At 61.5% G+C, this 22,635-nt stretch carries 20 protein-coding genes; 8 read left to right on the top strand and 12 right to left on the bottom strand.

The window, feature by feature from the left end; genetic code table 11:
* Positions 1-107: 107 nt before the first annotated feature.
* The 4 genes from OX462_RS00615 to OX462_RS00630 all read left to right on the top strand — a co-directional run bounded on the left by OX462_RS00615 (position 108) and on the right by OX462_RS00630 (position 7,070).
* A complete protein-coding gene (locus OX462_RS00615) occupies positions 108-1,913 on the top strand; it encodes an ABC transporter substrate-binding protein (protein WP_409027553.1) in 1,806 nt (601 codons plus the stop codon).
* Between the two features lie 217 nt (positions 1,914-2,130).
* On the top strand, positions 2,131-4,923 hold the full coding sequence (locus OX462_RS00620) for a TonB-dependent receptor (RefSeq protein WP_409027554.1): 2,793 nt from the start codon (positions 2,131-2,133) through the stop codon (positions 4,921-4,923).
* An 88-nt stretch (positions 4,924-5,011) separates the two neighbouring features.
* Positions 5,012-6,091 carry a S66 peptidase family protein gene (locus tag OX462_RS00625; RefSeq protein ID WP_409027555.1) on the top strand — a complete coding sequence of 360 codons (1,080 nt, stop codon included), beginning with the start codon at positions 5,012-5,014 and terminating at the stop codon, positions 6,089-6,091.
* Between the two features lie 85 nt (positions 6,092-6,176).
* Positions 6,177-7,070 carry a YihY/virulence factor BrkB family protein gene (locus OX462_RS00630; protein ID WP_070221731.1) on the top strand — a complete coding sequence of 298 codons (894 nt, stop codon included), beginning with the start codon at positions 6,177-6,179 and terminating at the stop codon, positions 7,068-7,070.
* A 422-nt stretch (positions 7,071-7,492) separates the two neighbouring features.
* Here OX462_RS00630 and OX462_RS00635 read toward each other — a convergent pair whose 3' ends face one another.
* From OX462_RS00635 to OX462_RS00660, 6 genes are all read right to left on the bottom strand, one after another.
* A complete protein-coding gene (locus OX462_RS00635; protein WP_409027556.1) occupies positions 7,493-8,620 on the bottom strand; it encodes an acyl-CoA dehydrogenase family protein in 1,128 nt (375 codons plus the stop codon).
* 40 nt (positions 8,621-8,660) lie between these two features.
* Positions 8,661-9,329 (bottom strand): SDR family oxidoreductase, encoded by a 669-nt coding sequence (locus OX462_RS00640; RefSeq protein WP_070221733.1) that lies wholly within the window; start codon positions 9,327-9,329, stop codon positions 8,661-8,663.
* Positions 9,330-9,402: 73 nt separating this feature from the next.
* Complete coding sequence (locus OX462_RS00645) at positions 9,403-10,599, bottom strand: acetyl-CoA C-acyltransferase (protein ID WP_070221734.1); 1,197 nt, start codon at positions 10,597-10,599, stop codon at positions 9,403-9,405.
* Positions 10,596-12,395: a bifunctional isocitrate dehydrogenase kinase/phosphatase gene (gene aceK / locus OX462_RS00650; RefSeq protein ID WP_409027557.1), complete on the bottom strand. Its 1,800-nt coding sequence runs from the start codon at positions 12,393-12,395 to the stop codon at positions 10,596-10,598. The genes OX462_RS00645 and aceK overlap by 4 nt, the downstream gene beginning before the upstream one ends.
* Before the next feature lie 53 nt (positions 12,396-12,448).
* Entirely contained in the window at positions 12,449-13,633 is a 1,185-nt protein-coding gene (locus OX462_RS00655) for an isovaleryl-CoA dehydrogenase (protein ID WP_070260712.1), read from the bottom strand.
* Between the two features lie 126 nt (positions 13,634-13,759).
* Positions 13,760-14,164, bottom strand: coding sequence for a MerR family transcriptional regulator (locus OX462_RS00660; RefSeq protein WP_046683171.1), 405 nt, complete (start codon positions 14,162-14,164; stop codon positions 13,760-13,762).
* A 713-nt stretch (positions 14,165-14,877) separates the two neighbouring features.
* Between OX462_RS00660 and OX462_RS00665 the strand changes: the two genes are divergently transcribed.
* Positions 14,878-15,285 (top strand): hypothetical protein, encoded by a 408-nt coding sequence (locus OX462_RS00665; protein WP_034753756.1) that lies wholly within the window; start codon positions 14,878-14,880, stop codon positions 15,283-15,285.
* Positions 15,286-15,347: 62 nt separating this feature from the next.
* Here OX462_RS00665 and OX462_RS00670 read toward each other — a convergent pair whose 3' ends face one another.
* From OX462_RS00670 to OX462_RS00695, 6 genes are all read right to left on the bottom strand, one after another.
* Complete coding sequence (locus tag OX462_RS00670; RefSeq protein WP_162995524.1) at positions 15,348-15,683, bottom strand: hypothetical protein; 336 nt, start codon at positions 15,681-15,683, stop codon at positions 15,348-15,350.
* Between the two features lie 189 nt (positions 15,684-15,872).
* Complete coding sequence (locus tag OX462_RS00675) at positions 15,873-16,475, bottom strand: UbiX family flavin prenyltransferase (RefSeq protein WP_409027558.1); 603 nt, start codon at positions 16,473-16,475, stop codon at positions 15,873-15,875.
* Entirely contained in the window at positions 16,468-16,779 is a 312-nt protein-coding gene (gene grxD, locus OX462_RS00680) for a Grx4 family monothiol glutaredoxin (RefSeq protein ID WP_034753766.1), read from the bottom strand. Before grxD ends, OX462_RS00675 begins: the two co-directional genes overlap by 8 nt.
* A 105-nt stretch (positions 16,780-16,884) precedes the next feature.
* A complete protein-coding gene (locus tag OX462_RS00685) occupies positions 16,885-17,355 on the bottom strand; it encodes a GNAT family N-acetyltransferase (RefSeq protein ID WP_409027559.1) in 471 nt (156 codons plus the stop codon).
* 4 nt (positions 17,356-17,359) lie between these two features.
* Positions 17,360-19,708, bottom strand: a complete 2,349-nt coding sequence (locus OX462_RS00690; RefSeq protein ID WP_070221739.1) for a Tex family protein — start codon at positions 19,706-19,708, stop codon at positions 17,360-17,362.
* Positions 19,709-19,802: 94 nt separating this feature from the next.
* Positions 19,803-20,168: a hypothetical protein gene (locus tag OX462_RS00695; protein ID WP_409027560.1), complete on the bottom strand. Its 366-nt coding sequence runs from the start codon at positions 20,166-20,168 to the stop codon at positions 19,803-19,805.
* Between the two features lie 259 nt (positions 20,169-20,427).
* Between OX462_RS00695 and OX462_RS00700 the strand changes: the two genes are divergently transcribed.
* From OX462_RS00700 to OX462_RS00710, 3 genes are read left to right on the top strand one after another with little or no spacing between them, the layout of a single operon-like run.
* Positions 20,428-21,090, top strand: coding sequence for a secretin and TonB N-terminal domain-containing protein (locus OX462_RS00700; protein ID WP_175444818.1), 663 nt, complete (start codon positions 20,428-20,430; stop codon positions 21,088-21,090).
* Between the two features lie 2 nt (positions 21,091-21,092).
* Positions 21,093-21,650: an RNA polymerase sigma factor gene (locus tag OX462_RS00705; RefSeq protein ID WP_070221741.1), complete on the top strand. Its 558-nt coding sequence runs from the start codon at positions 21,093-21,095 to the stop codon at positions 21,648-21,650.
* Between the two features lie 16 nt (positions 21,651-21,666).
* Positions 21,667-22,590, top strand: coding sequence for a FecR family protein (locus OX462_RS00710; RefSeq protein WP_409027561.1), 924 nt, complete (start codon positions 21,667-21,669; stop codon positions 22,588-22,590).
* Positions 22,591-22,635 lie beyond the last annotated feature (45 nt).

The following is a 22,635-nucleotide window of genomic DNA, read 5'->3' on the forward strand; positions in this document are numbered from 1 at the left end:
ATAAGCTGGCAGCCTGTTTTCATTGGCGCCCCGTAGCTTGCCCGCGTAGTGTGGGGGATGTCTGTCGCTTATCGCTGTTCGTTACCCTTGTCTGCACTGGATCACTGATGATGTTTTTACGCAAAACCGCCTGCGCCGCCGGCCTGGCCCTGTTGACGCTGTTTACCGCGCCCGCCGAGGCCGCCACCGATGCCCGCGCGAACAAGACCCTGCACTTATTTTTAAGCACCAGCGAGACGGGCCTGGACCCGGCCGTGGCCTCGGACCTGGCCAGCCTGAATTTGATGGAAAACATTTTTGACCCCTTGCTGCGCTACGACTACCTGGCGCGCCCGGTACAGCTGCAGGGCAATACGGCGCGCGGCTTGCCGACCGTGGAAGACGGCGGCCGCATGTATACCTTTCACTTGCAGCCGGGTATTTTCTTCACCCCCGATCCCGCTTTCAAGGGCCAGCCGCGCGAAGTGACGGCGCAGGATTATGTGTACAGCCTGACGCGGCTGTATGACCCCAGCCTGAAGTCGCCGTGGCTGTTCTTGCTGGAAGACAAGCTAGTCGGCGACGCGGCCCTGAAAGCCAAATTCAGCTACGACACGCCGATCGCCGGCTTGCAGGCGCTGGACAAATACACCTTGCGCATCCGCCTGAACGCCATCGACCCGAACTTCCTGTTTTACCTGGCCATGCCGGCGACCGCCGTGGTGGCGCGCGAAGTGGCTGAAGCGTACCCGGCGGCAGGGCAGATCGGCAACCATCCCGTGGGCACGGGACCGTTCCTGGTGAAGGAATGGAAGCGCAGCGACAAGATCGTGCTGCAAGCCAACCCGACTTTCCGTCCTGCCGTGTTCCATACGGAAACCACTGCGCTGGCCGCCTTGCCGGCCGACGCGCGCGCCATCGCCGCCGCGCTGGAGGGGAAACGTTTGCCCCTGGTCGGGCGCATCGAGGTGCGGATCGTTGAGGAATATCAATCGCGCATGCTGGGATTCCTGAAAGGCGAATTCGATTACCTGGAGCAAGTGCCGGAATCGATGACGGACATGGTGCTGGAAAACGGCGCCCTGAAACCGGCATTGGCTGCCAAGGGTTTGCAGCTGACGCGCTTTCCCGTGCTGCAGACGTATTACATGTGGATGAATATGGACGATCCCGTGCTGGGCGGCATGAGCAAGGACAAGCTGGCCCTGCGGCGCGCCATCGCCCTCAGCTACAACAGCCGCGAAGACATCGCGTTATTAAAGAAAGGCCTGGCCTTGCCGGCGCAGTCGCCGCTGCCGCCCAACGTGCTCGGTTACGACAAGCATTACCGCAGCCCCGTCGGCTACGATCCGGCGCTGGCGCGCGCCCTGCTGGAGCGCTTCGGCTACAAGGCGGGGCCCGACGGTTTCCGCACGCAGCCCGACGGCACGCCCTTGATCCTCACCATGCACACGGAGCCGAGCACGGTGGGCCGGCTGCGCGATGAATTGTGGCGGCGCAACCTGAACGCCATCGGCCTGCGCGTGGAGTTTAAAAGCGACAAGAAGACGGAAATCATCAAGGCGTCGCGCCTGGGCAAGGTGCAGATGTTCGAGACCAATTGGATCGCCGACTTCCCCGATGGTGATAACTTTATGCAATTGTTGTATGGCGGCAACGTCGGCCGCGCCAACTATGCCCGCTTCAACTTGCCCGATTACAATAAACGCTATGAGGAGGCGCGCCTGCTATCCGATACGCCGCGCCGACGCAGTCTGTACTTCGACCTGTTTCAGCTGATCCACGCTTACACGCCGTGGGTGCTGCTGACGCATCCCATCTCTGCCGACCTGCAGCAACCGTGGCTAAAAAACTACAGGCGCCACCCCGTGGAATTCACGTCCTGGCGCTATCTGGACGTGGATAAAACCAAGGGCCGCCCCGCAGGCAAGTGACCACGTCGCTGAAAAGGGCATTCATTCCAAAAAGTTATGGTTAGGAAAGCATTTTTCATTGGCTGGGCCCGGACGCATCGCGCTACTCTGAAAATGAAAACAAATAAAGTAAAGCGCTGGCGTCATAAAAAAATGTACCGCGAGACAGACGCCGCGACCTTACAAAACAGCCTGGACTTGAGAACTCAAGTTTCGATTGCCCAACAAGGAGAGACCAGTGAAATTGAAGAAACTAGCGCAGTTGGTGGCATTGATGGGGGTGGTGGGGCCGGTGATGGCACAGGAAGCGGCGGAGCCAGCAATGCAACGGGTCGAAGTGACGGGCAGCAGCATCAAGCGCGTGGCCAAGGAAGGCGCGCTGCCGGTGCAAGTCATCACCTTTGACCAGATGGAAAAGCAGGGCATCACGACGGCCGAGCAACTGGTGCGCACCCTGTCGGCGAATGGCACAGGTGCCGAAAACATGACTTCGGGCAATAACGTGTTTGGCGCCGACGCCGACCGTCTTGCCGGTGGCGCCTCGTTCGCCTCGCTGCGCGGGCTGGGACCGGGCGCGACTTTGGTACTGCTGAATGGCCGCCGCGTGGCCACGCACGGTGCCAGTGGCCGTGCCGTCGACTTGAATTCCATTCCGCTGGGCGCAATTTCTCGTGTGGAAATCCTCAAGGATGGCGCCTCGGCCATCTACGGCACGGACGCCATCGGCGGCGTGATCAATTTCATTCTGAAAACCAATTACAGCGGCGTGGAAGCGTCCGTTTCCACCAACGATACGCAGGCAGGCGGCGGCGCCACGCGCCGCGCCTCGCTCCTGGCCGGCAGGGGTTCGCTGGAAGAAGACCGCTACAACATCATGGCCAGCCTGACCGTCGATAAAGCGCAACAGCTCAATGGCCGTGACCGCTCCTTCGTCAACGGCTACCAGCCGGGCCGTGGCCTGTCGCCCGACACCACGGGCACGCCATTCGCCAACCAGATGTCGGGGCCGGGCACGGCACTGCAAATCCCCAATCCTGATCCGACAAAACCAGGGACGTTTATTGGCGGTTACACCTTGCCTGGCGACCCGACGGTGTATCTGCAAGCCAATCCCCTGAGCTTCCAGGGCAAGTGCGACAGCATCGCCGGCATGTCGCAGTATCAGACGGCACTGTGGAAAGACGTGACCTCACCGCGCAGCACCACGCATTCGTGTGCGTATGATTACGGCGCCGACTATGTGCTGCAATTTCCCGTCGAGCGGGCCAATTTCCTGTCGCGTGGAACTGTCCAACTGGCGCCCGACCACCGCATGTTTGTAGAAGTGCTCGGTTCGCGCACCAAGGCCACGGCGATCCTGACGCCGATGCAGGTGCAGACGAGCATCGCCAACAAGGCCGTGTATCCGGTGGGCGGCGCGTATTACCAGGATTTATCGGCCTATATTCCCACGTTCGACAATACCAAGCCGATTGCCTACAAATGGCGCGCCAATGAGATCGGTAACCGCACGCAGGAAAACACCACCGACAATGCGCGCGTGCTGCTGGGTTTTGAAGGCAACTTCGGCAAGTGGGATTACAAGACCGGCGTTTCCTACGCACAGAGTACCACCAAGACCAAGCTGACAGATGGCTATTCCTACACGGACAAGTTATATGCGGCCTTGGGGACAGGGATCATCAATCCATGGGTGGGCGCCGGCCAGAGCCAGACGGAAGCGGCCAGGCAATTGATCGAATCGACCAAGTTCCGTGGCGACTTCCAGCATGGCAAGACGACCCTGACGCAGATCGACGGTTCCGTATCCGGCGAGCTGTTCCAACTGCCGGCTGGCGCCGTGGCGATGGCCGCCGGCTTTGATTTACGCCGCGAGGGCTACAGTTTTGGACAGGATGTCGATGCCAACCTGATTCTATTGGCGCCAGGAAATGCCGCCTTGAAGGATGTCAGTCGCAACGTCAAGGCCGTGTATGCCGAGTTGCTGGTACCCATCATGAAAGACCTGGAAATGCAGCTGGCCGTGCGTCGTGACGATTACAGCCAAGTGGGCGCCACCACGAATCCCAAGGTTGCCTTGCGTTACCAACCGGCCGAGTTCGTCCTGTTCCGCGCCTCGGCCAGCAAGGGATTCCTGGCGCCGAGTTTCGACCAGCTCTATTCAGGTGTATTGACGCAGGAATTGCCGAATGGTGTGAAAGATCCGGAAGGCTGTATCAAGCATCCCGGCGTGACCGAATACTGTTCCATTCCCCGCCTCATTTACACGACGGGCGGCAACCTGAACCTGAAGCCGGAGACGTCGAAGCAGGGCAGCGTCGGTATCGTCATCGAACCGGTGAAGGGTTACTCCGCCTCGTTCGATTACTGGGCCATCAATACCCAGGACCAGCTCCTGAAACGCACGCCGCAAGTCGTGCTGGCCAATTACCAGGCGCTGAACCAGTACATCTTCCGCAAACCCGATGGCACCATCGATTACGTGCAGGCGGGCTGGTTCAATGCGGGTGGCAGCCGCGTGCGCGGCCTGGACGTGAGCTTGCGCGGCGAAGGCAAGGTCCAGGATGCGAAATGGACTGCAACCCTGGACGGCACGTATATGGACAGCTTCAAGTTTGCCGAATACAAGGGGCAAGAATACAAGGAGCTGGTTGGCAACTTCTACACGCGTGATTTGTACTTGCGCTGGAAACACAATGCCAGCTTCAGCGTATCGCGCGGCGACTGGAGCGGTTTGCTCGTGCAGAGTTTTGCTTCCGGCTACAAGGACCAGGTACCGAATGATGGCAAGGGGACGCCGCCACCAGGTTTCAAATCCGATGTGTCCAGTTACACCACGTACAGCTTGTCGGGCACGTACACGGGCTTCAAAAATACCACCATCACAGTGGGTATCCAGAACTTGTTCGACCGCGACCCGCCATTCACTGCGCACAACGTGGATGACGTGGTGGGCGCCGGCTGGGACCCGCGCGTGGCCGACCCGCGCGGCCGCTCGCTGTCGTTCCAGCTGAAGTACAAGTTCATGTAAGGCGGTCATGCCGGCGGCGATCCCGTCGGCATGCTAACCTCGTGCGGCGGCGCCTGGCGTCGCCGTTTTTATTCCAGGAAAGGGCCGCATGTCCAGTCAGACCAATCTCAGCCGGCGCCGCTTCGGCGGCTTGCTGGCCGCCACCGTGGGGGCGGCAGGCACACCGGCGTGGGCGGCGGCCGCGCAAGGGAAGGACAAACGCATGCAACAGCACCACGCATTGATCAAACCGGCGCGCCTGCGCGACGGCGACCTGGTGGCCATCATCGCGCCGGGCGGTTTTACGGATGAGGAATCCATCGCCAAGGCCCAGCGCAATATCGAATCGCTGGGACTGCGCGCCAGTCTGGGCGCCAACATCCGCGCCGTGCACGGCAACTATGCGGGCACGGTGCAGCAACGCCTCGACGATCTGCATGCGGCGTTCGCCGATCCCGAGGTCAAGGCGGTGTGGGCCATCCGTGGCGGTTCCGGCTGCATTTCGCTGCTGGCGCTGCTCGATTACGCCTTGATCCAGCGCAATCCGAAAGTGCTGATCGGCTATTCCGACATCACGGCCCTGCATCTGGGCATCGCCAGCCAGACGGGCCTGGTGACTTTCCATGGGCCCGTGGCCTCGTCCACGTTTTCCGACTACACGGTGACGCAGCTGCGCAATGTGCTGATGACGCCGCAAGACAGCTACACGATACCGATGGCGCTGGACAACCACCGCCGCGCGCAGACGCAACCGAACTTCGCCATCCGCGCCGTGCATGGCGGCCAGGCGACGGGACGCTTGACGGGCGGCAACCTGTGCATGGTCAGCGCGCTGGCCGGCACGCCGTATGCGGCCGATTTCCGCGAGCATATCCTTTTCCTCGAAGAAATCAATGAAGTGCCGTACCGCATCGACCGCATGCTATGCCAGCTCGACTTGTCCATCGGTTTCAAGCACGCGGCGGCCTTGATGCTGGGCATCTTCGAGCATTGCGAGGCGGCCGAGGGCGACACGGCGCTGACCCTCGATGCTACCCTGGACCAGCATCTGCAGCCTTTGCGCGTGCCGGCCGTCAGCGGTTATTCGTTTGGCCACATCCGCCACCAGTTCACGCTACCGATGGGCATATTGGCGACCCTGGATGCGGACCGGCAAACCTTGACCCTGCTGGAGCCGGCCGTCTGCTAGCGTACGGTGCAGCGGGGCGATTGTCAGTATGCTAGTGTGATAAGGCGTGGCACGAGGCCGCGCCGTCTTCCTCACCGCATCCGACATGATCAACCGCCACGCCAGTACCTACATCCTCAGCCACCCGCTGGCCTTCGCGCTGCAGGTGCTCAAGGGTTTCCGCGCCAACCAGGGCTTGCTGCTGGCGGGTGCCGTCGCGTATTACTCGCTGCTGTCCATCGTGCCCCTGCTGATGCTGGTGGTGGTGGCCCTGTCGCACGTGATCGCGCAGGATGAATTGCTGCAAACAATCGGCCACTACCTGGAATGGCTGGTGCCGGGGCAATCGAAGGCCATCGTGGGCGAGATCGCGCATTTTCTCGACAACCGGGGCGTGATCGGCTGGCTCTTGCTGCTGACCATGCTCTTTTTCAGCTCGCTGGCGTTTACCGTGCTGGAAAACGCCATGAGCGTGATCTTTGTCCACCGCGTCGCCATCCGCCGCCGCCATTTCCTCATTTCCGCCGTGCTGCCGTATTGCTACATCCTGTGCCTGGGCGTGGGCATCTTGCTCATCACGCTGGTGGCGGGCAGCCTGCAGGTGATGGGCGAGGAAAGCGTGCGCTTTTTGCGTCATGACTGGGGCCTGGAAGGGGTGTCCGGCGTGCTGCTGTATCTGCTGGGGCTGGGTGGCGAAATCCTCGTGCTAAGCTCGATTTACCTGGTCATGCCGGTGGGAAGATTGTCGATCACGCATGCGCTGATCGGCGGCGTGACGGCGGCCCTGCTGTGGGAAATTGCCCGCCACGTGCTGGTCTGGTATTTTTCGACCTTGTCGCAGGTCAATGTCGTGTATGGCTCGATGACGACGGCCATCGTCGTCATGTTCAGCCTGGAAATCGGCGCCACCTTGCTGCTGCTGGGCGCGCAAGTGATTTCCGAATACGAAAGAGTGGCCCGTGGCGGCGAAGAAGACAAGCCGCTGGCGCTAAGGACTTGATTTAAGGTATGGCTTCAATCCATTGTTGCATTGCACAAAAAGCTGTGCTATACTCCGTTCAGTGATTGAGATTTGGCAACAAATTATCTCACCATCCAGTTTCAGCGCGGCGACCGACAGGTGTAATGTCGATGGCGTGACAGTGCGAAGAAATGGATTTTGTAATTCCGGATACGATGGTCGATTTTACACTTGGGGTCACCATGCAGATAGCATGGGAGTCCGAAAATCAGGAGGCACTTTGCAGATAGCACTGGCGTCCATGACACGATTAAAGCATTGGTAATACATTGGAACAAGCCCGCGTTTTAGCGGGCTTTTTTTCGTCCATCGTTGGCGTATGGGGTCAGACCCACAACAACGCTAACGCAAAGCTCCGCGCCAACGCATATGGCGGTCTGACCCCAGCTTTTGCCTGGGGTTTACAACGCCCGCGCAATCAAAATCTTCTGGATATCGCTGGTGCCCTCATAAATCTGGCACACGCGCACGTCGCGGTAGATGCGCTCGACGGGGAAATCGGACACATAACCATAGCCGCCGTGCACCTGGATGGCGTGCGAGCACACTTTTTCCGCCATTTCCGACGCAAACAGCTTGGCCATCGCCGCTTCCTTCAGGCAGGGCAAGCCCGCATCCTTCATGGCCGCCGCGTGGCGGATCAGCTGGCGTGCCGCCTCGATCTGCGTGGCCATGTCGGCCAGGCGGAATTGCACGGCCTGGTGTTCATAGATGGGTTTGCCGAAGCTTTCCCGTTCGCGCGCATAGCTCAGGGCCGCTTCATACGCGGCGCGCGCCATGCCCACGGCTTGCGAGGCGATGCCGATGCGTCCGCCTTCCAGGCCGGACAGGGCGATCTTGTAGCCTTGGCCCTCTTCGCCTATCAGATTTTCCGCGGGGATGCGGCAATTCTCGAACAGGATTTGCGCCGTGTCCGACGAATGCTGGCCCATCTTCTGTTCCAGTCCCGCCACGATGTAGCCGGGCATGTTCGTCGGCACCCAGAAGGCGCTAATGCCGCGCTTGCCGGCCGCCTTGTCGGTGACGGCCATGACGATGGCCACGTCCGCATACTTGCCGCTGGTAATGAACTGTTTCGTGCCGTTGATTACATATGCATTGCCATCGCGGGTGGCCGTGGTGCGCAGGGCGGAGGCGTCGCTGCCCGTATGCGGTTCCGTCAGGCAAAATGCACCGAGCATCGTGCCTTGCGCCAGCGGACGCAACCACTGTTCCTTTTGCGCATCATTGGCATACATCATGGCGATGCTGCACACGGGGCAATTATTTACGGAAATGATGGTCGACGTGCCGCCATCGCCGGCGGCGATTTCTTCCAGCACCAGGGCCAGCGATACGTAGTCGAGGCCGGCGCCACCGAGCGCTTCCGGCACGGCCACGCCAAAGGCGCCCAGCGCGGCCAGTTCCTGCAATTCTTCTTTCGGGAAATGATGTTCCTTGTCCCAGCGGGCCGCATTGGGCGCCAGGCGCTCGCGCGAAAAACTGCGCAGCGCTTCCTGGATCATCGATTGTTCTTCATTGAGTATCATGGGACGTCGTCTCGTTTGTTTTTATGGTGGATTCAGGGAATTACCAGGCGATGGGCTTGCCGTCGTAGTTGCGGAACACGGCCTTGTCCGTGGCCGGCAGGCTGGCCAGGGTGGCGCGGATGCCGGCGGCGCTTTCCTCGGGAGAAATATCGGCGCCGGCGCCGCCCATGTCCGTGCGTACCCAACCCGGGTGGAAAGCGACGCAGCTGACGCCTTGCGGGCCATGCACGAGGGACGTGTCGATCAGCACGGAATTCAAGGCGGCCTTGCTGGCGCGGTACAGCGAACCGCTGGGGTTGCCCCGCTCGCTCAGGGAGCCCATGTGCGAAGACAGCACGGCGAGTTTCCCCTTGGCGTTAGCCACCAGCGGCGCCAATATCGGCAGCAGCCGCATGGCCGCCAGCACGTTGGTGTGCATGACGAGGTCAAAATCGGCTTGCGCAGGAAAACCGTCGTGACGGGGGCCATACACGCCCGCGTTGAGGATGGCCACGTCGAGTTTTTCATCGTCGAGCTTCCAGCCCAGGCCGGCACAGCCTTCCACATCCGTCACGTCGAGCTGGTGCGCTTCCGCACCCAGTTGCTTGAGGGCCTCGCAGGCGTCCGGCGTGCGCGCCGTGGCGATCACTCGCCAGCCATCGTGGCGGTATTGACGGACGATTTCGTGGCCGATGCCGCGCGAGGCGCCGATGATCAATGCGGTAGGCATATGTTTTCTCCCTGAAAATAAAATGAAAGGCGCGCACCGTGAACCGCCGTGCGCGCCCGTGCTCAGGAACAGCTTATACCAGTTCGATCGCCATCGCCGTCGCTTCGCCGCCGCCGATGCACAGGGCCGCCACGCCGCGCTTGCCGCCGGTTTTCTTCAGGGCGCCCAGCAGGGTGACGATGATGCGCGCGCCCGAGGCGCCGATCGGGTGGCCCAGCGCGCACGCGCCGCCGTGGATGTTGATCTTGCTGTGCGGAATGTCGAGGTCGTGCATGGCGGCCATCGGCACGGCGGCGAACGCTTCATTGATCTCGAACAAGTCCACATTGCTGCTGCTCCAGCCCGTCTTGGCGTAGAGTTTTTTCACCGCGCCGATGGGGGCCGTGGTGAACTCGTTCGGCGCCTGCGCGTGCGTGGCGTGGCCGTGGATTTTCGCGATGACGGTGCAGCCGAGTTTTTTCGCCGTCGATTCGCGCATCAGCACGAGGGCGGCCGCGCCATCGTTGATCGACGACGACGAGGCGGCCGTGATGGTGCCATCCTTCTTGAAGGCGGCTTTCAAGGTCGGGATTTTTTCCAGGCGGGCTTTTTGCGGGCCTTCATCGATGCTGACGACGGTGTCGCCGCCGCGGCCGGAAACGGTGACTGGCACGATTTCCCATTCGAAACTGCCATCTTTGGTAGCGGCCTGCGCGCGTTTCACGGATTCGATGGCAAACGCATCCTGCGCTTCGCGCGTGAACTGGTACTGGCTGGCGCACTCTTCGGCAAACGTGCCCATCGAGCGGGCATTGCCCTTTTCGTCTCGGCTGTAGGCGTCTTCCAGGCCATCCATCATCATGTGGTCATAGATCATGCCGTGGCCGATGCGGTAGCCGCCGCGCGCCTTCGGCACCAGGTAGGGGGCGTTGGTCATCGATTCCATGCCGCCCGCCACCACCACGTCGGCGCTGCCGGCGAGCAAGGTGTCATGCGCGAACATGGTCGTCTGCATGGCCGAGCCGCACATTTTCGACAGGGTCACGGCGCCCGTGGAATCGGGCAAGCCTGCCTTGCGCAAGGCCTGGCGCGCGGGCGCCTGGCCCTGGCCAGCCATCAGGCAATTGCCGAAAAACACGTGCTCGACGGCATCCGGCGCCACGCCGGCCCGTTCGACGGCGGCGCGGATGGCCACGGCGCCCAGGTCGCTGGCGGTGACGTTGGCAAAGTCGCCCTGGAAGGCGCCCATGGGGGTGCGCGCGGCACCGACGATTACGACTGGATCATTCATGTTGGATCTCCGGTTGATGGGTGGGAAGGTGACTGCATACAAAAACGCAGGTGCTGCGGATATGGGAAGACGTCCTCGATATGGCCGTCTTCGATGCGCTGCTTGCGCGCCTGCCAGTAGGCGGCCGTCAGCAGGTCGGCATGGTGCTGTATGAAATATTTACGGATACGGGGATTGCCCAGCAGGAAGGTGCCGAATTGTTCGGGAAACACATCGTGCTTGCCGATGGGATACCACGGTTCGGCCGACATTTCTTCCTCCTCCGTGCGGGCTTGCGGGATGACGCGGAACTGGCAATCGGTGATGTACTCGATTTCATCGTAATCGTAAAAAACGACACGCTGATGACGGGTCACGCCAAAATTTTTATACAGCATGTCGCCAGGAAAAATATTCGCCGCCACCAGTTCCTTGATGGCGTTGCCATACTCGACGATGGCGTGTTCGACCAGGTCATCGCGGCCTTCCTTCTCGGCATTGCTCAGCCACATGTTCAGCGGCACCATGCGCCGCTCGATGTACAGGTGGCGGATGATGATCTGCTCGTGGTCTTCCTCGATCAGCGAGGGGGCGAACTGTTTCAGTTCGGCCAGCAGTTCCGCGGCAAAGCGGGCGCGGGGAAAGGCCACATTGGAATACTCGAGCGTGTCGGCCATGCGGCCCACGCGGTCGTGGTGCTTCACCAGCAAATACTTTTGCTGGACTTGCGCGCGCGTGGTTTCCTTGGGAGGAGGAAAGAAATCCTTGATCACCTTGAAGACATACGGAAACGACGGCAGGGCAAACACCAGCATCACGAGGCCGCGGATGCCGGGCGCGCTCTCGAAGTGGTCCGACGAGTGTTTCAAATGCTGCAGGTAGTCGCGGTAAAACAAGGTCTTGCCCTGTTTTTGCAGGCCCAGTATCGTATAAATTTCGCTGCGCGGTTTGCGCGGCAGTAAGCTGCGTAGAAATTGCACATAGGCCGACGGCACTTCCATATCCACCAGGAAGTAGGCGCGCGTAAACGAAAACAGCACGGCGATCTGCTGCTGCTCGAACAGCACCGTGTCGAGCACCAGCTTGCCGTGGCGGTTGTGCAGGATGGGCACGACGAACGGGTATTCGCGGTTGCCGTTGATGGCCTTGCCGACCAGGTAGGCGCCCTTGTTGCGGTAGAACAAACTGGTCAAGACCTGGAGCTGGTGGTTCGGCTCCAGCCGGTCGCCGCCGAACAGCTGCTGCAGGCGCGCTTCCACCTGGGCTACGTCGCGCTCCAGGTTGGCAAATGCGCAGTCCAGCTGGAAATTGCTCACCATGCGCGTCAGGGTGTCGCGCAAGCCATCCTGGCCCGGGTAATACACGCGGTAGGTGGGTGCGGGGTCTTGCGTTTCGATGTATTCCGTGGAAACGACGGGGCGCACGAAAATATAGTCGTTATTGAAATACGTGCGGTGCAGGATGTTGCAGCAGACGGAATTGAAGAAGGTTTCCGCCAGTTCCGGCTGCTTGTGTTCCGTCAGCATGCCGATGTAGTGCAGCTTGAGTTCGCGCCACACTTCGTCGCTCAACTCCGACTCTTCGTACTCATCTTCAAGCATCTGCACGCATTCCTGCACGCGCTTGTCATAGAAGTCGATGCGTTCGCGGGCCGCCGTCTGTGCCGCGCTCCAGGCGCCTTGCTCGAAATACCGCTTGGCTTGCTGGCTCGTTGCGCGGAACAGGCGGTAATGCTTGTCGAAGCCGTCGCGGATGGTGCGCGCGATATCGAATGCAATCTGGGAAGAGAGCAATTTGGGGAAGGCAATGTGCGTCATAGCTGTGCTCGCATGAATGGCTCCTCACCCAGTCGATCGCCGCGCGCCCGTGCTTACTTGGTTTCCGCAAACAGTTCGCGGCCTATCAGCATGCGGCGGATTTCGCTGGTCCCGGCGCCGATTTCGTACAGCTTGGCATCGCGCCACAGGCGGCCAGCCGGATACTCGTTGATGTAGCCGTTGCCGCCCAGCGCCTGGATCGCTTCGCCCGCCATCCAGGTCGCCTTTTCCGCACTATACAGAATGGCACCGGCCGCATCCTTGCGCAACTGGCGCACGGCTTCCGGCGTGGTGGCGCGGTCGCAAGCCTGGCCCACGGCGTAGACATAGGCCTTGCACGCCATCATGGTCGAATACATATCGGCCAGCTTACCTTGCATCAACTGGAATTCGCCGATGGGCTGGCCGAATTGCTTGCGGTCATGCACGTAGGGCACGACCAGGTCCATGCAGGCCTGCATGATGCCCAGCGGGCCGCCGGACAGCACGGTGCGCTCGAAATCGAGGCCCGACATCAGCACGTTGACGCCCTTGCCCAGGCCGCCGAGTACGTTTTCGGCCGGTACTTCGCAATCCTGGAATACCAGTTCGCCCGTGTGCGAGCCGCGCATGCCCAGCTTGTCGAGCTTTTGCGCGATGGAAAAGCCCTTGAAATTCTTTTCGATCAGGAAAGCCGTCATGCCGCGCGGACCCGCTTCCAGGTCGTTCTTTGCGTACACCACCAGCACGTCCGCATCGGGGCCGTTGGTGATCCACATCTTGGTGCCGTTCAAGACCCAGCGGTCGCCCTTGAAGTCGGCGCGCAGCTTCATGCTGACGACGTCCGAGCCCGCGTTCGGTTCCGACATGGCCAGCGCGCCGATGTGCTCGCCCGTGATCAGTTTCGGCAGGTACTTCGCCTTTTGCTCGGCCGTGCCGTTGCGCTTGATCTGGTTCACGCACAGGTTCGAGTGGGCGCCGTAGGACAGGCCGACGGAAGCCGAGGCGCGCGAGATCTCTTCCATGGCGATGATGTGCGCCAGATAGCCCATGCCGGCGCCGCCGTATTCTTCGCTGACGGTGATGCCGAGCAAGCCCATGTCGCCCATCTTGCGCCACAGGTCCATGGGGAACTGGTCGGTGCGGTCGATCTCGGCCGCGCGCGGCGCGATTTCGGCGGCGGCAAATTGTTGGATCGCTTCGCGCAGGGAGGCGATGTCGTCGCCGTGGTCAAAGGTCAAGCCTGGGAGATGGAGCATGTCGTCCTCGTCGTCGTTATAAGTGTGGCGGTCATGGGTGCCGGGTCAGTGAAGCTATGATACTCAGTTGTGACGTTTACGTAAACGTAAAGTGGCGCGCGCGGCAGGTGTGCGCCGCTTGCCTTGCTAGCTTGTTTGCGCCTTATCAAGGTTCAAGTCCGCCAGCATGCGCGCGCACGCGTCTTCATGCGCGCTGATTTCCGCCAGCGCCATTTCGATATCGATGCGCTGCTGCTCCAGGGTCTGCCGGTGCTGCGCCAGCACGCCCAGGAAGCGGTCCATCTGCGCGCGCGTGTCCTTCGGCGACTCGTACATGTCGACCAGGCTCTTGATTTCCGACAAGGCCAGGCCCAGGCGCTTGCCGCGCAGGGTCAGTTTCAGGCGGGTGCGGTCGCGCGGCGTGTAGACGCGGCTGCGGCCGCCTGCGCCTTCGCGTTTCGGGCTGAGCAAGCCCTGGTCTTCATAGAAACGGATGGCGCGCGCCGTGATGTCGAATTCCCGCGCCAGTTCGGTAATGGTATAGGTCGTCATGGGTGCGGGCGGTGTCGGTTGCATGGGTGGTCGGTCGTCAGATGGGATGCGGCGAGACAGGTGGTGGCAAAGTGCCGTTTACGTCAACGTCAATACTATTGTAGCGTGCCCTGCCCGTGCTGCAACAAAGAAAAAAGAAGGCGTAAAGGGAGAATTTGGCGAATCAGACAACAATTACTGAAAATAAATTGATTCTTCTTGCACAAACGCGCTTAAGATCGAGAGTTGGTGGCCAAGATGACACCAAAAAGAGCTTTCCTGGCATAACGGCGACATTCTTTTCGCTGCGATGGCAGTAAAATTTTTTAGGTGCAGATTCTTTCCAGTAGGCACGATCAAAAAACAACGTTTCACTATGAACACGTTGTTCATGTCGTTTCCATATTGGAAACAAAATGGCCCTTCTGAAAACTTTGTCTACAAGAAATTGTATGACATGGGCATTGCATGTATCGGTAGAGGAGGGCATTATCCGATACCGTACGTTGTAATGCCAAACCGAGGCTTTGAATCGTGCTGCAGTGCGAAAATCAAGGCTAGCCGCGAATTTGACCCGAAGCCACGCAGAATCGCAAGAGAAAATTCGGCCCACTTTTTGACCTGAAAAGCCCGGCCGGAGTGTTAATTGTTAATTGATACTCTTTTCAAATGTAACAATCTGTATGGTCATTCAAGAAACTGACTTTCATGTTACAACATGAAATAGTACACCTATGAATTCTTCTAACGAACGCGAAAGCTTCAGCCAGCGACTTCAGTTGGCTCTCAAAAACGCCCATTACTCTCCAGACAGCCCGACCAGACTGGCCCGGGAATTCAACATCCGTTTCGATGGACGCCCGATTACTGTGCATGCAGCTAGGAAATGGTTAGTAGGTGAAGCAATTCCCACGCAAGAAAAATTGCGCATGATTGCCCAATGGTTGGGCGTTCCCGCGGAATGGTTGCGTTTTGGCGGCCCGGAAAGCGCCACGCCGAATGGTGAAGCGGGCAGCGCTTTATCGCGCTTTGAGTCCGCCGATGTGAAATTAATTGCCGATTTGCAAAGATTAGATGAACATCATCGTCAAATCGCGCGAGAATTTATTCGCATGCTGGTGAGAGTCAACTACCAAAAGTAAGCATTCAGGCCCTCCCCGGCCGGCGCCGTCCGCCTTACGCTGGCGGCGCTCCCCCTGTCCTTTTATTTGCGCAAGGTCATACTGGAGACATGATTTTGCCGCACAATAAGACCTCGCATGTTGCGCTGCAGCGGAATTATTTGACAATAATCCCGTACGCAGCGGCGCAGCGGCCAATACCAGCGCATAATCACATCAGAAGCAGCCAGTTCATCCACTACGGAGCCGAGCATTTGAGCCGTCTTATGAAAAGTAACTACAGCAATACCGCGCAGCTGAAGGACTTGATGACCGTGCCCCCCATGACTGCCGCGCAACATGCGGAAGTGATGCGCAAACGGATCGCCCACCGCAGGATGGTTGAAGAAGCCAGGGATTTGAAGCAGGCCAGTGCTCATCAGTTCGACAAGAGGTGAGGGATGCCTGACCAAAGCTACTGCGCGTCGCGCTTTGCGGCCGGCGATGCTCACCGTGCTAGAGCACGGTTGCGCTTCTCGGCCACAAATCACTGCCGCTCGCTACGCTTTTGTCAGGCATCGTGACTTGGCAGGGGTTTCCCCGCCTATAAGTTGATTGCGTTGGTGATGTCAGGTTTCTGACGCTTTAAGGCCATTCCAGCGCGGTGCCAGGGCGTGCTCGATGCCGAGCAGGTCGATGACCCTCGCCACCGTATGGTCGACCATGTCCGCAATGCTGTGCGGGTGGTGATAAAAGCTCGGTAAGGGCGGGAAGATGATGCCGCCCATTTCGGTCACGGCCGTCATATTGCGCAGGTGCGCCAGGTTGAACGGCGTTTCGCGCACCATCAGGATCAGGCGCCGGCGCTCCTTGAGCACCACATCGGCGGCCCGCGTGATCAGATTATCCGACAAGCCGTGCGCGACGGCCGCCAGGGTCTTCATCGAGCACGGCGCGACGACCATGCCATCGGATTGAAACGAGCCGCTGGCGATCGACGCGCCGATGTCGCGCAGCTTGTGCACCACGTGCGCCTGCGCTTCGACGTCCTTGCGCCCCACGCCCGTTTCCTGGTGCAGGGTCAAAACAGCGGCATCGGACAGGACCAGATGCGTCTCGACGCCGGGGATGGCGCCGAGCAATTGCAGCAGCCGCAAGCCATACACGGCACCCGTGGCGCCCGTGATGGCCACGACGACACGGCGCGGCCGCTGCGTTTGGCTATCAGGCATCCAGCAGGGACTTCAGTTCGCCCGATTCAAACATTTCATTCATGATATCGGAACCACCGATGAACTCGCCTTTGACATACAGCTGCGGAATGGTCGGCCAGTTCGAGTAATCCTTGATGCCCTGGCGAACTTCCGGGTCATCCAGCACGTTGACGGTAGCGATGTTTTCCACGCCGCACGCTTTCAGGATCTGGATGGCGCGGCCGGAAAAGCCGCACTGCGGGAACTGGGCCGTGCCCTTCATGAACAGCACGACTGGCGTGTTCGTCACGGTTTCTTTGATCCAGGTTTGTACGTCGCTCATAGCTGCCTCTGATGGGTAAATAAATAGATGCCGTCATTTTATAAGAAAACGACGGCACGGGTATGCGCTCAAGTCATAAATCGGGCAAGTCAGCCACGTTGAGGCTTATAAGGTCTTGCCCAGGCAGGTCGATTGCGCCGCGCCCACGTATTTACCCCAGGCAACGACGGGTGTATAGCCGTGTTTGGCATAAAACGCCACCGCGCGGGTATTCACCACGCGGGTGGACAGGTGCAGGGCCTGATAGCCATGCCGGCGCGCCTGCGCCTCCACATGGGCCAGCAGGGCCGCGCCCACGCCTGTGCTGCCGGGGCGCGCATACATGCGCTTGAGTTCGCCTATGGAACTGTCCGGCTCGCCCAGCGGGCGCAGGGCGGCGCAGCCGAGCAGGGCGCCGCTGGCATCGCGGGCCAGGTAAAAGCCGCCGCGCGGCGTTGCCGCTTCGGCATCGAAGGAGGAACGGCCGCTGTCGCCGTTGATGCGCAGCAGCGCGTTCGACAATGCATCGAGCAGCAACTGCGCATCCGGGCTGGCGGCGTCCACCGCCAGGATGACAAGGTCATGCCCGGCGGCCATGGGCTTAACCGCGCAGCTTGGCGAAGGCGGCGGCCATGCTGCCGGCCGGCTCGGGCGCGTTGCGCGACTGCGACTGGTGCTGCGCCATGCTGCGGCGGTCGTTGCGGTCGCCACGCTGCTCGGGCTTGCTGCCCGCTTGCGGCGCGCTGTCCGTCAGGCGCATGGTCAGCGCGATGCGCTTGCGCTTCTCGTCGACTTCCAGCACTTTGACGCGCACCACTTGCCCGGCTTTCACCACCGTGTGCGGGTCCTTGACGAAGGTGTTCGACAGGGCCGAGATGTGCACGAGGCCATCCTGGTGCACGCCGATATCGACGAAGGCGCCAAAGGCGGCCACGTTGGTGACCACGCCTTCGAGAATCATGTCCGGGCGCAAGTCGCGGATTTCTTCCACGCCTTCCTTGAAGGTGGCGGTGGTAAATTCCGGACGCGGGTCGCGGCCCGGCTTTTCCAGTTCCTTCAGAATATCGGAAATGGTCGGCACGCCGAAGGTTTCATCCGCGTATTTTGCCGGGCTGAGGGTTTTCAGCAAGGCGGTCTCACCGATGACGGCCTTGATATCCTTCTTGATGTCCGCCAGAATCTTTTCCACCAGCGGATACGATTCCGGGTGGACGGCCGAGGCGTCCAGCGGGTTCTCGCCGCCCATCACGCGCAGGAAGCCCGCCGCCTGCTCGTAGGTCTTGTCGCCCAGACGCGGCACGGCCTTCAAGGCCGCGCGCGAGGTGAACGCGCCCTTCATGTCGCGGTAGGTGACGATGCTTTGCGCCACGCTGGCCGACAGGCCGGACACGCGCGCCAGCAGCGGCGCCGACGCCGTGTTGACGTCCACGCCCACGGCATTCACGCAATCTTCCACCACGGCATCGAGCGAGCGAGCCAGCTGGCTTTGACTGACGTCATGCTGGTACTGGCCCACGCCGATCGATTTCGGGTCAATCTTGACCAGCTCGGCCAGCGGGTCTTGCAGGCGGCGCGCGATCGAGACGGCGCCGCGCAGCGACACATCCATGTCCGGCAATTCCTTCGAGGCGAATTCGGACGCCGAATACACCGACGCGCCCGCTTCGGAGACGACGATCTTCGTCATCTTCGCTTCCGGATGCTGCTTGATCAAATCCTGTGCCAGTTTATCGGTTTCGCGCGAGGCCGTGCCGTTGCCGATGGAAATCAAGGACACATTGTGCTTGGCGGCCAGGCGGCCCAGGGTATGCAGCGAACCGTCCCAGTCGTTCTTCGGCTGGTGCGGATAGATCACGGCCGTGTCGACCACTTTGCCGGTGGCATCGACCACGGCGACCTTGACGCCCGTGCGCAGGCCAGGATCGAGGCCCATGGTGGCGCGCTGGCCGGCCGGCGCGGCCAGCAGCAGCGCTTTCAGATTGGTGGCGAAGACGTTGATCGCGTCGAGTTCCGAGCGTTCGCGCAGCGCGCCCATCAGTTCAGTTTCCAGGTGCATGAAGCTTTTCACGCGCCAGGTCCAGCGCGCCGTGTCCGCCAGCCACTTGTCGGCCGGACGGCCTTGCTGCTTGATGCCGAAGCGGGCGGCGATACGGCCTTCGCACGGATTGTGCGGCGCATCCCATTTCGGTTTTTCCGCTTCTGTGTCGAGGCGTAGGGTGACGTCGAGGATGCCTTCGCGGCGGCCGCGCAGCAGCGCCAGCGCGCGGTGCGATGGCACGGTGGAAATGGTTTCCGAGTAATCGAAATAATCGGCGAATTTTTCGCCTTCGTCCTGCTTGCCTTCCACCACTTTCGATTCGACGATGCCGTGTTCCTGCACGTATTCGCGCAAGGTTTGCAGCAGGGTCGCGTCTTCGGCGAAGCGTTCCATCAGAATCTGGCGCGCGCCGTCGAGGGCCGCCTTGGTGTCGGCCACGCCCGGGTTGTTGCCGTCGGCACTAGTAAACGCGTCGCGCAGGAACTTGCCCGCTTCCATTTCCGGCGTCAGTTCCGGGTTCTCCAGCAAGCCGTCGGCCAGCGGCATCAGGCCCGCTTCGATGGCGATCTGCGCCTTCGTGCGGCGCTTCTGCTTGTATGGCAAATACAGGTCTTCCAGGCGCGTCTTGTCTTCCGCGTGCATGACGGCGTCGAGCAGCTCGGGCGTCATCTTGTTCTGTTCCGTGATCGACGCCACGATGGCGGCGCGCCGCTCTTCCAGCTCGCGCAGGTAGCGCAAGCGCTCTTCGAGCAGGCGCAGCTGGATATCGTCGAGGCCGCCGGTCGCTTCCTTGCGGTAACGGGCGATGAAGGGCACGGTGGCGCCTTCGTCGAGCAGTTCGATGGCGGCGGCAACCTGCACCGGTTTGGCGGCAAGTTCAAGGGCAAGGCGTTGTTCGATAGTGGGCAGCATGGTTGTTTCCAGAGCGATCAAGCCTGGAATGATACGCAATCGGCGCGATTGCGCAATCTTGACAGCGCAAATGGACTGTGCGTTGACAAGCGCTTCAACGGGGCGGCAGCAGCGGGCTGGCGGGCGCGGGAGCCGGCGGCCTCTGCGGCGTGACGGACTTGCCAAAGGCATTGCCCATGCGGTGTTCGAGGGCGGCGCGGTTGTACAGCCCCAGCTGGTTCGATGGCCGCTGCATGATCGCTTCGGCGCCGGACAGGGCGGGCGGCGGCCGGTTCATGGTGTTGCTATTCGGCAATAATTTTTCATTCAGGCAAGACATCGATGGCGCGCGCTGGCCGTTCGCTTCCACTTCCACGCAGCCCTTTGGCGGCGCGGCGGCCTTCACGACGACGGTGTGCTCGTCCGCCTGCGCGGGCAGGGCGGCGCAGGCCAACAGCAACAGTGATAACAGGCGTGCCATGGCGGCTCCCGGAGCGGTGAATAAGCGTCCAGCATAGCAAGGTCATGTGTCGCGGCGATGACACAGAGCGGGACGCGGGCTGGCGCCATGTCATGCAGTTGTCATTTTATGAAGCTACCATCCTGCCATTCTGCAGACAACATTGCAGTCAAGACACTTCATGAGCAGGATTTTTCGTTGCGTCCCCTGGAAAATGACACTAAGCCACCGCCGCGCCGCAAGGGGCAATGCCCTGTCCGCCTGCTTGCTGATGACATTGATGACATTGATGACATTCGCGCGGCCCGCTGCCGGTGCGGATGGCGCTGATGCCAGCGCGCACTCTACCCTGCGCTTCGACTTGCCCGCCCAGCCGCTCGACGCGGCCCTGGTGGCGTTTGGCGAAGTGACCGGGTATTCCGTGCTCGTCAGCAGCCAGCTGGCGGCCGGCAGAGTGGCAGCGCCCGTGCGCGGCGACTACACGCCGGCCGAAGCGCTGCAGCGCCTGCTGGCCGGCACGCAGCTGGGCGCGCGCTTCAGCGGCAGCAATGCGTTTACCTTGCTGGCGCTGGCCGACGCCCCGGCAGCGCCGGCGCCCTTGCCGGCCCAGGCCGCTCCTGCCGCGCCACCGCTGCAGGGCTATGCGGTCATCCTGCAGCGTTCGCTCACGCGCGCCCTGTGCCGTTTGCATCCGGACGCTTTCGGCCGCTACCGCCTGGCCTTCCAGTTGTGGCTCGACGAGCGGGGCAAGGTGCGCGCCGTGCACGTGCTGGAAGCGAGCGGTGTGGAACAGCGCGACAACGCCGTAGTGCAGCGCCTGCGCAGCCTGCTGATGGACGGCGCGCCACCGGCGGGCTTGCCGCAGCCGCTGACGATCCTGTTGACGCCGCGGCCCGACCCAGCTGCCGATTGCGCGCCCTATCTGCCGGCCGGGGCGACTTGAGCATGTCGGACTTGCTGAAAGCCACCTTGCGCAAGCTGTTCCTGGAACGCTACGGACAGTTTCGCCGCCACCTGCAGCGCCGCCTGGGCTCGGAAGACCTGGCCAACGATGCGCTGCATGAAACATATTTAAGAGTGGAAAAGATGACCGCGCCCGAAGCGATCAGCTATCCGTCCGCATATCTGATGCGCATCGCCATCAACATTGCGGAAGATCAACGCCGTGACAATGCGCGCCTGCTCAGCCTTCCCGATATCGACGACTTGTACGAGATGGCCGACGAGCTGGCCGACCCGGCCCGCACCTTCAGCGCGCGCGCCGAACTGGAAGAACTGGAACGGGCCTTGCAGGAGTTGCCGAAACGCCGGCGCGCCATCGTCATCGCCGCCCGCGTCGACCAGTTGCCGCACCGCGACATCGCCGAACGCTTCGGCATTTCCGCCCGCACGGTGGAGAAGGAATTGCGCGCCGGCCTCGAACATTGCTGCGAGCGCATGGGACGCGATTTCATCCAGCGCTTCGGTCCCGGCGCGGGAAAAACGTCTAAACATCATGATTGAACAAGCGGAAGACGACATGAGTGTCATCCAGAAGGAAGCGCAGGCATGGGTCGTGCGCCTGGCCTCGGGTCAGGTCAGCGAACGCGATGCGCAAGTGTTTCACCACTGGTGCGCGCGCAGCCGCAGGCATGCCAACGCGTTTGCCGAGGCGCGCGCCGTGTGGGGCGCCATGGCGCCGGCCGCGCGCGCCGTCAAGCGGGCACAGGCGCCGGTGAATACGGCGCGGCGCGCCTGGCTGGGCGCCGGCGTGGCCGCCTCGCTGGGCTTGCTGGTGCTGCGCCCGCCGACGGACCTGTGGCCGGCCGTGGCGGGCCTGGCCGCCGACTACGCGACGGGCACGGGCGAGCAGCGCGAAGTGGCGCTCGATGGCGGCGTGCTGGTGCAGATGAATACGCAGACGCGCCTCGACGCGGCGCCCGTGCAGGACGGCGCCGCATCGCTGGTGCTGCTGGCGGGCGAGGCGGAATTCCAGGCCGGCCTGCGCGGCGCGGCGCGGGTGCGCGTGCAGGCGGGCGACGGCAGCGTGTCGGCCGGCAGCGCGCGCTTCAATATCCGCCTGTTCGGCCAGGAAGTGTGCGTGACGTGCCTGGCGGGCCGCTTGCGCGTGGCGCAGGCCGGCCACGATGCGGAACTGGCGGCGGGCCAGCAGCTGCGCTACCGGCCCGAGCATTTCGGCATTGCCCGCGCGGTGGCCAAGAGCGACGTCAGCGCGTGGCGCCACCGGCTGCTGGTTTTTAAACAAAGCACCCTGGCCGAGGTGGTGGACGAGGTGAACCGCTACCGTCCCGGCAAGCTGATCCTCAATGGCGACGCCTTGAAACAGACGCGCGTGCAAGCGAGCTTTTCGCTCGACCGCCTCGACGACGTGATCGCCCTGATCCAGGATGCGTATGGCGCGCGCGTGACGCGGCTGCCGGGCGGCATCGTGCTGTTCGGCTGAACCCCGTCTTGGCGCGCCAAGGCGGGGCGCCAATTATGACATTTT

This window comes from Janthinobacterium aestuarii, from assembly GCF_046113285.1.
GTDB lineage: Bacteria > Pseudomonadota > Gammaproteobacteria > Burkholderiales > Burkholderiaceae_D > Janthinobacterium.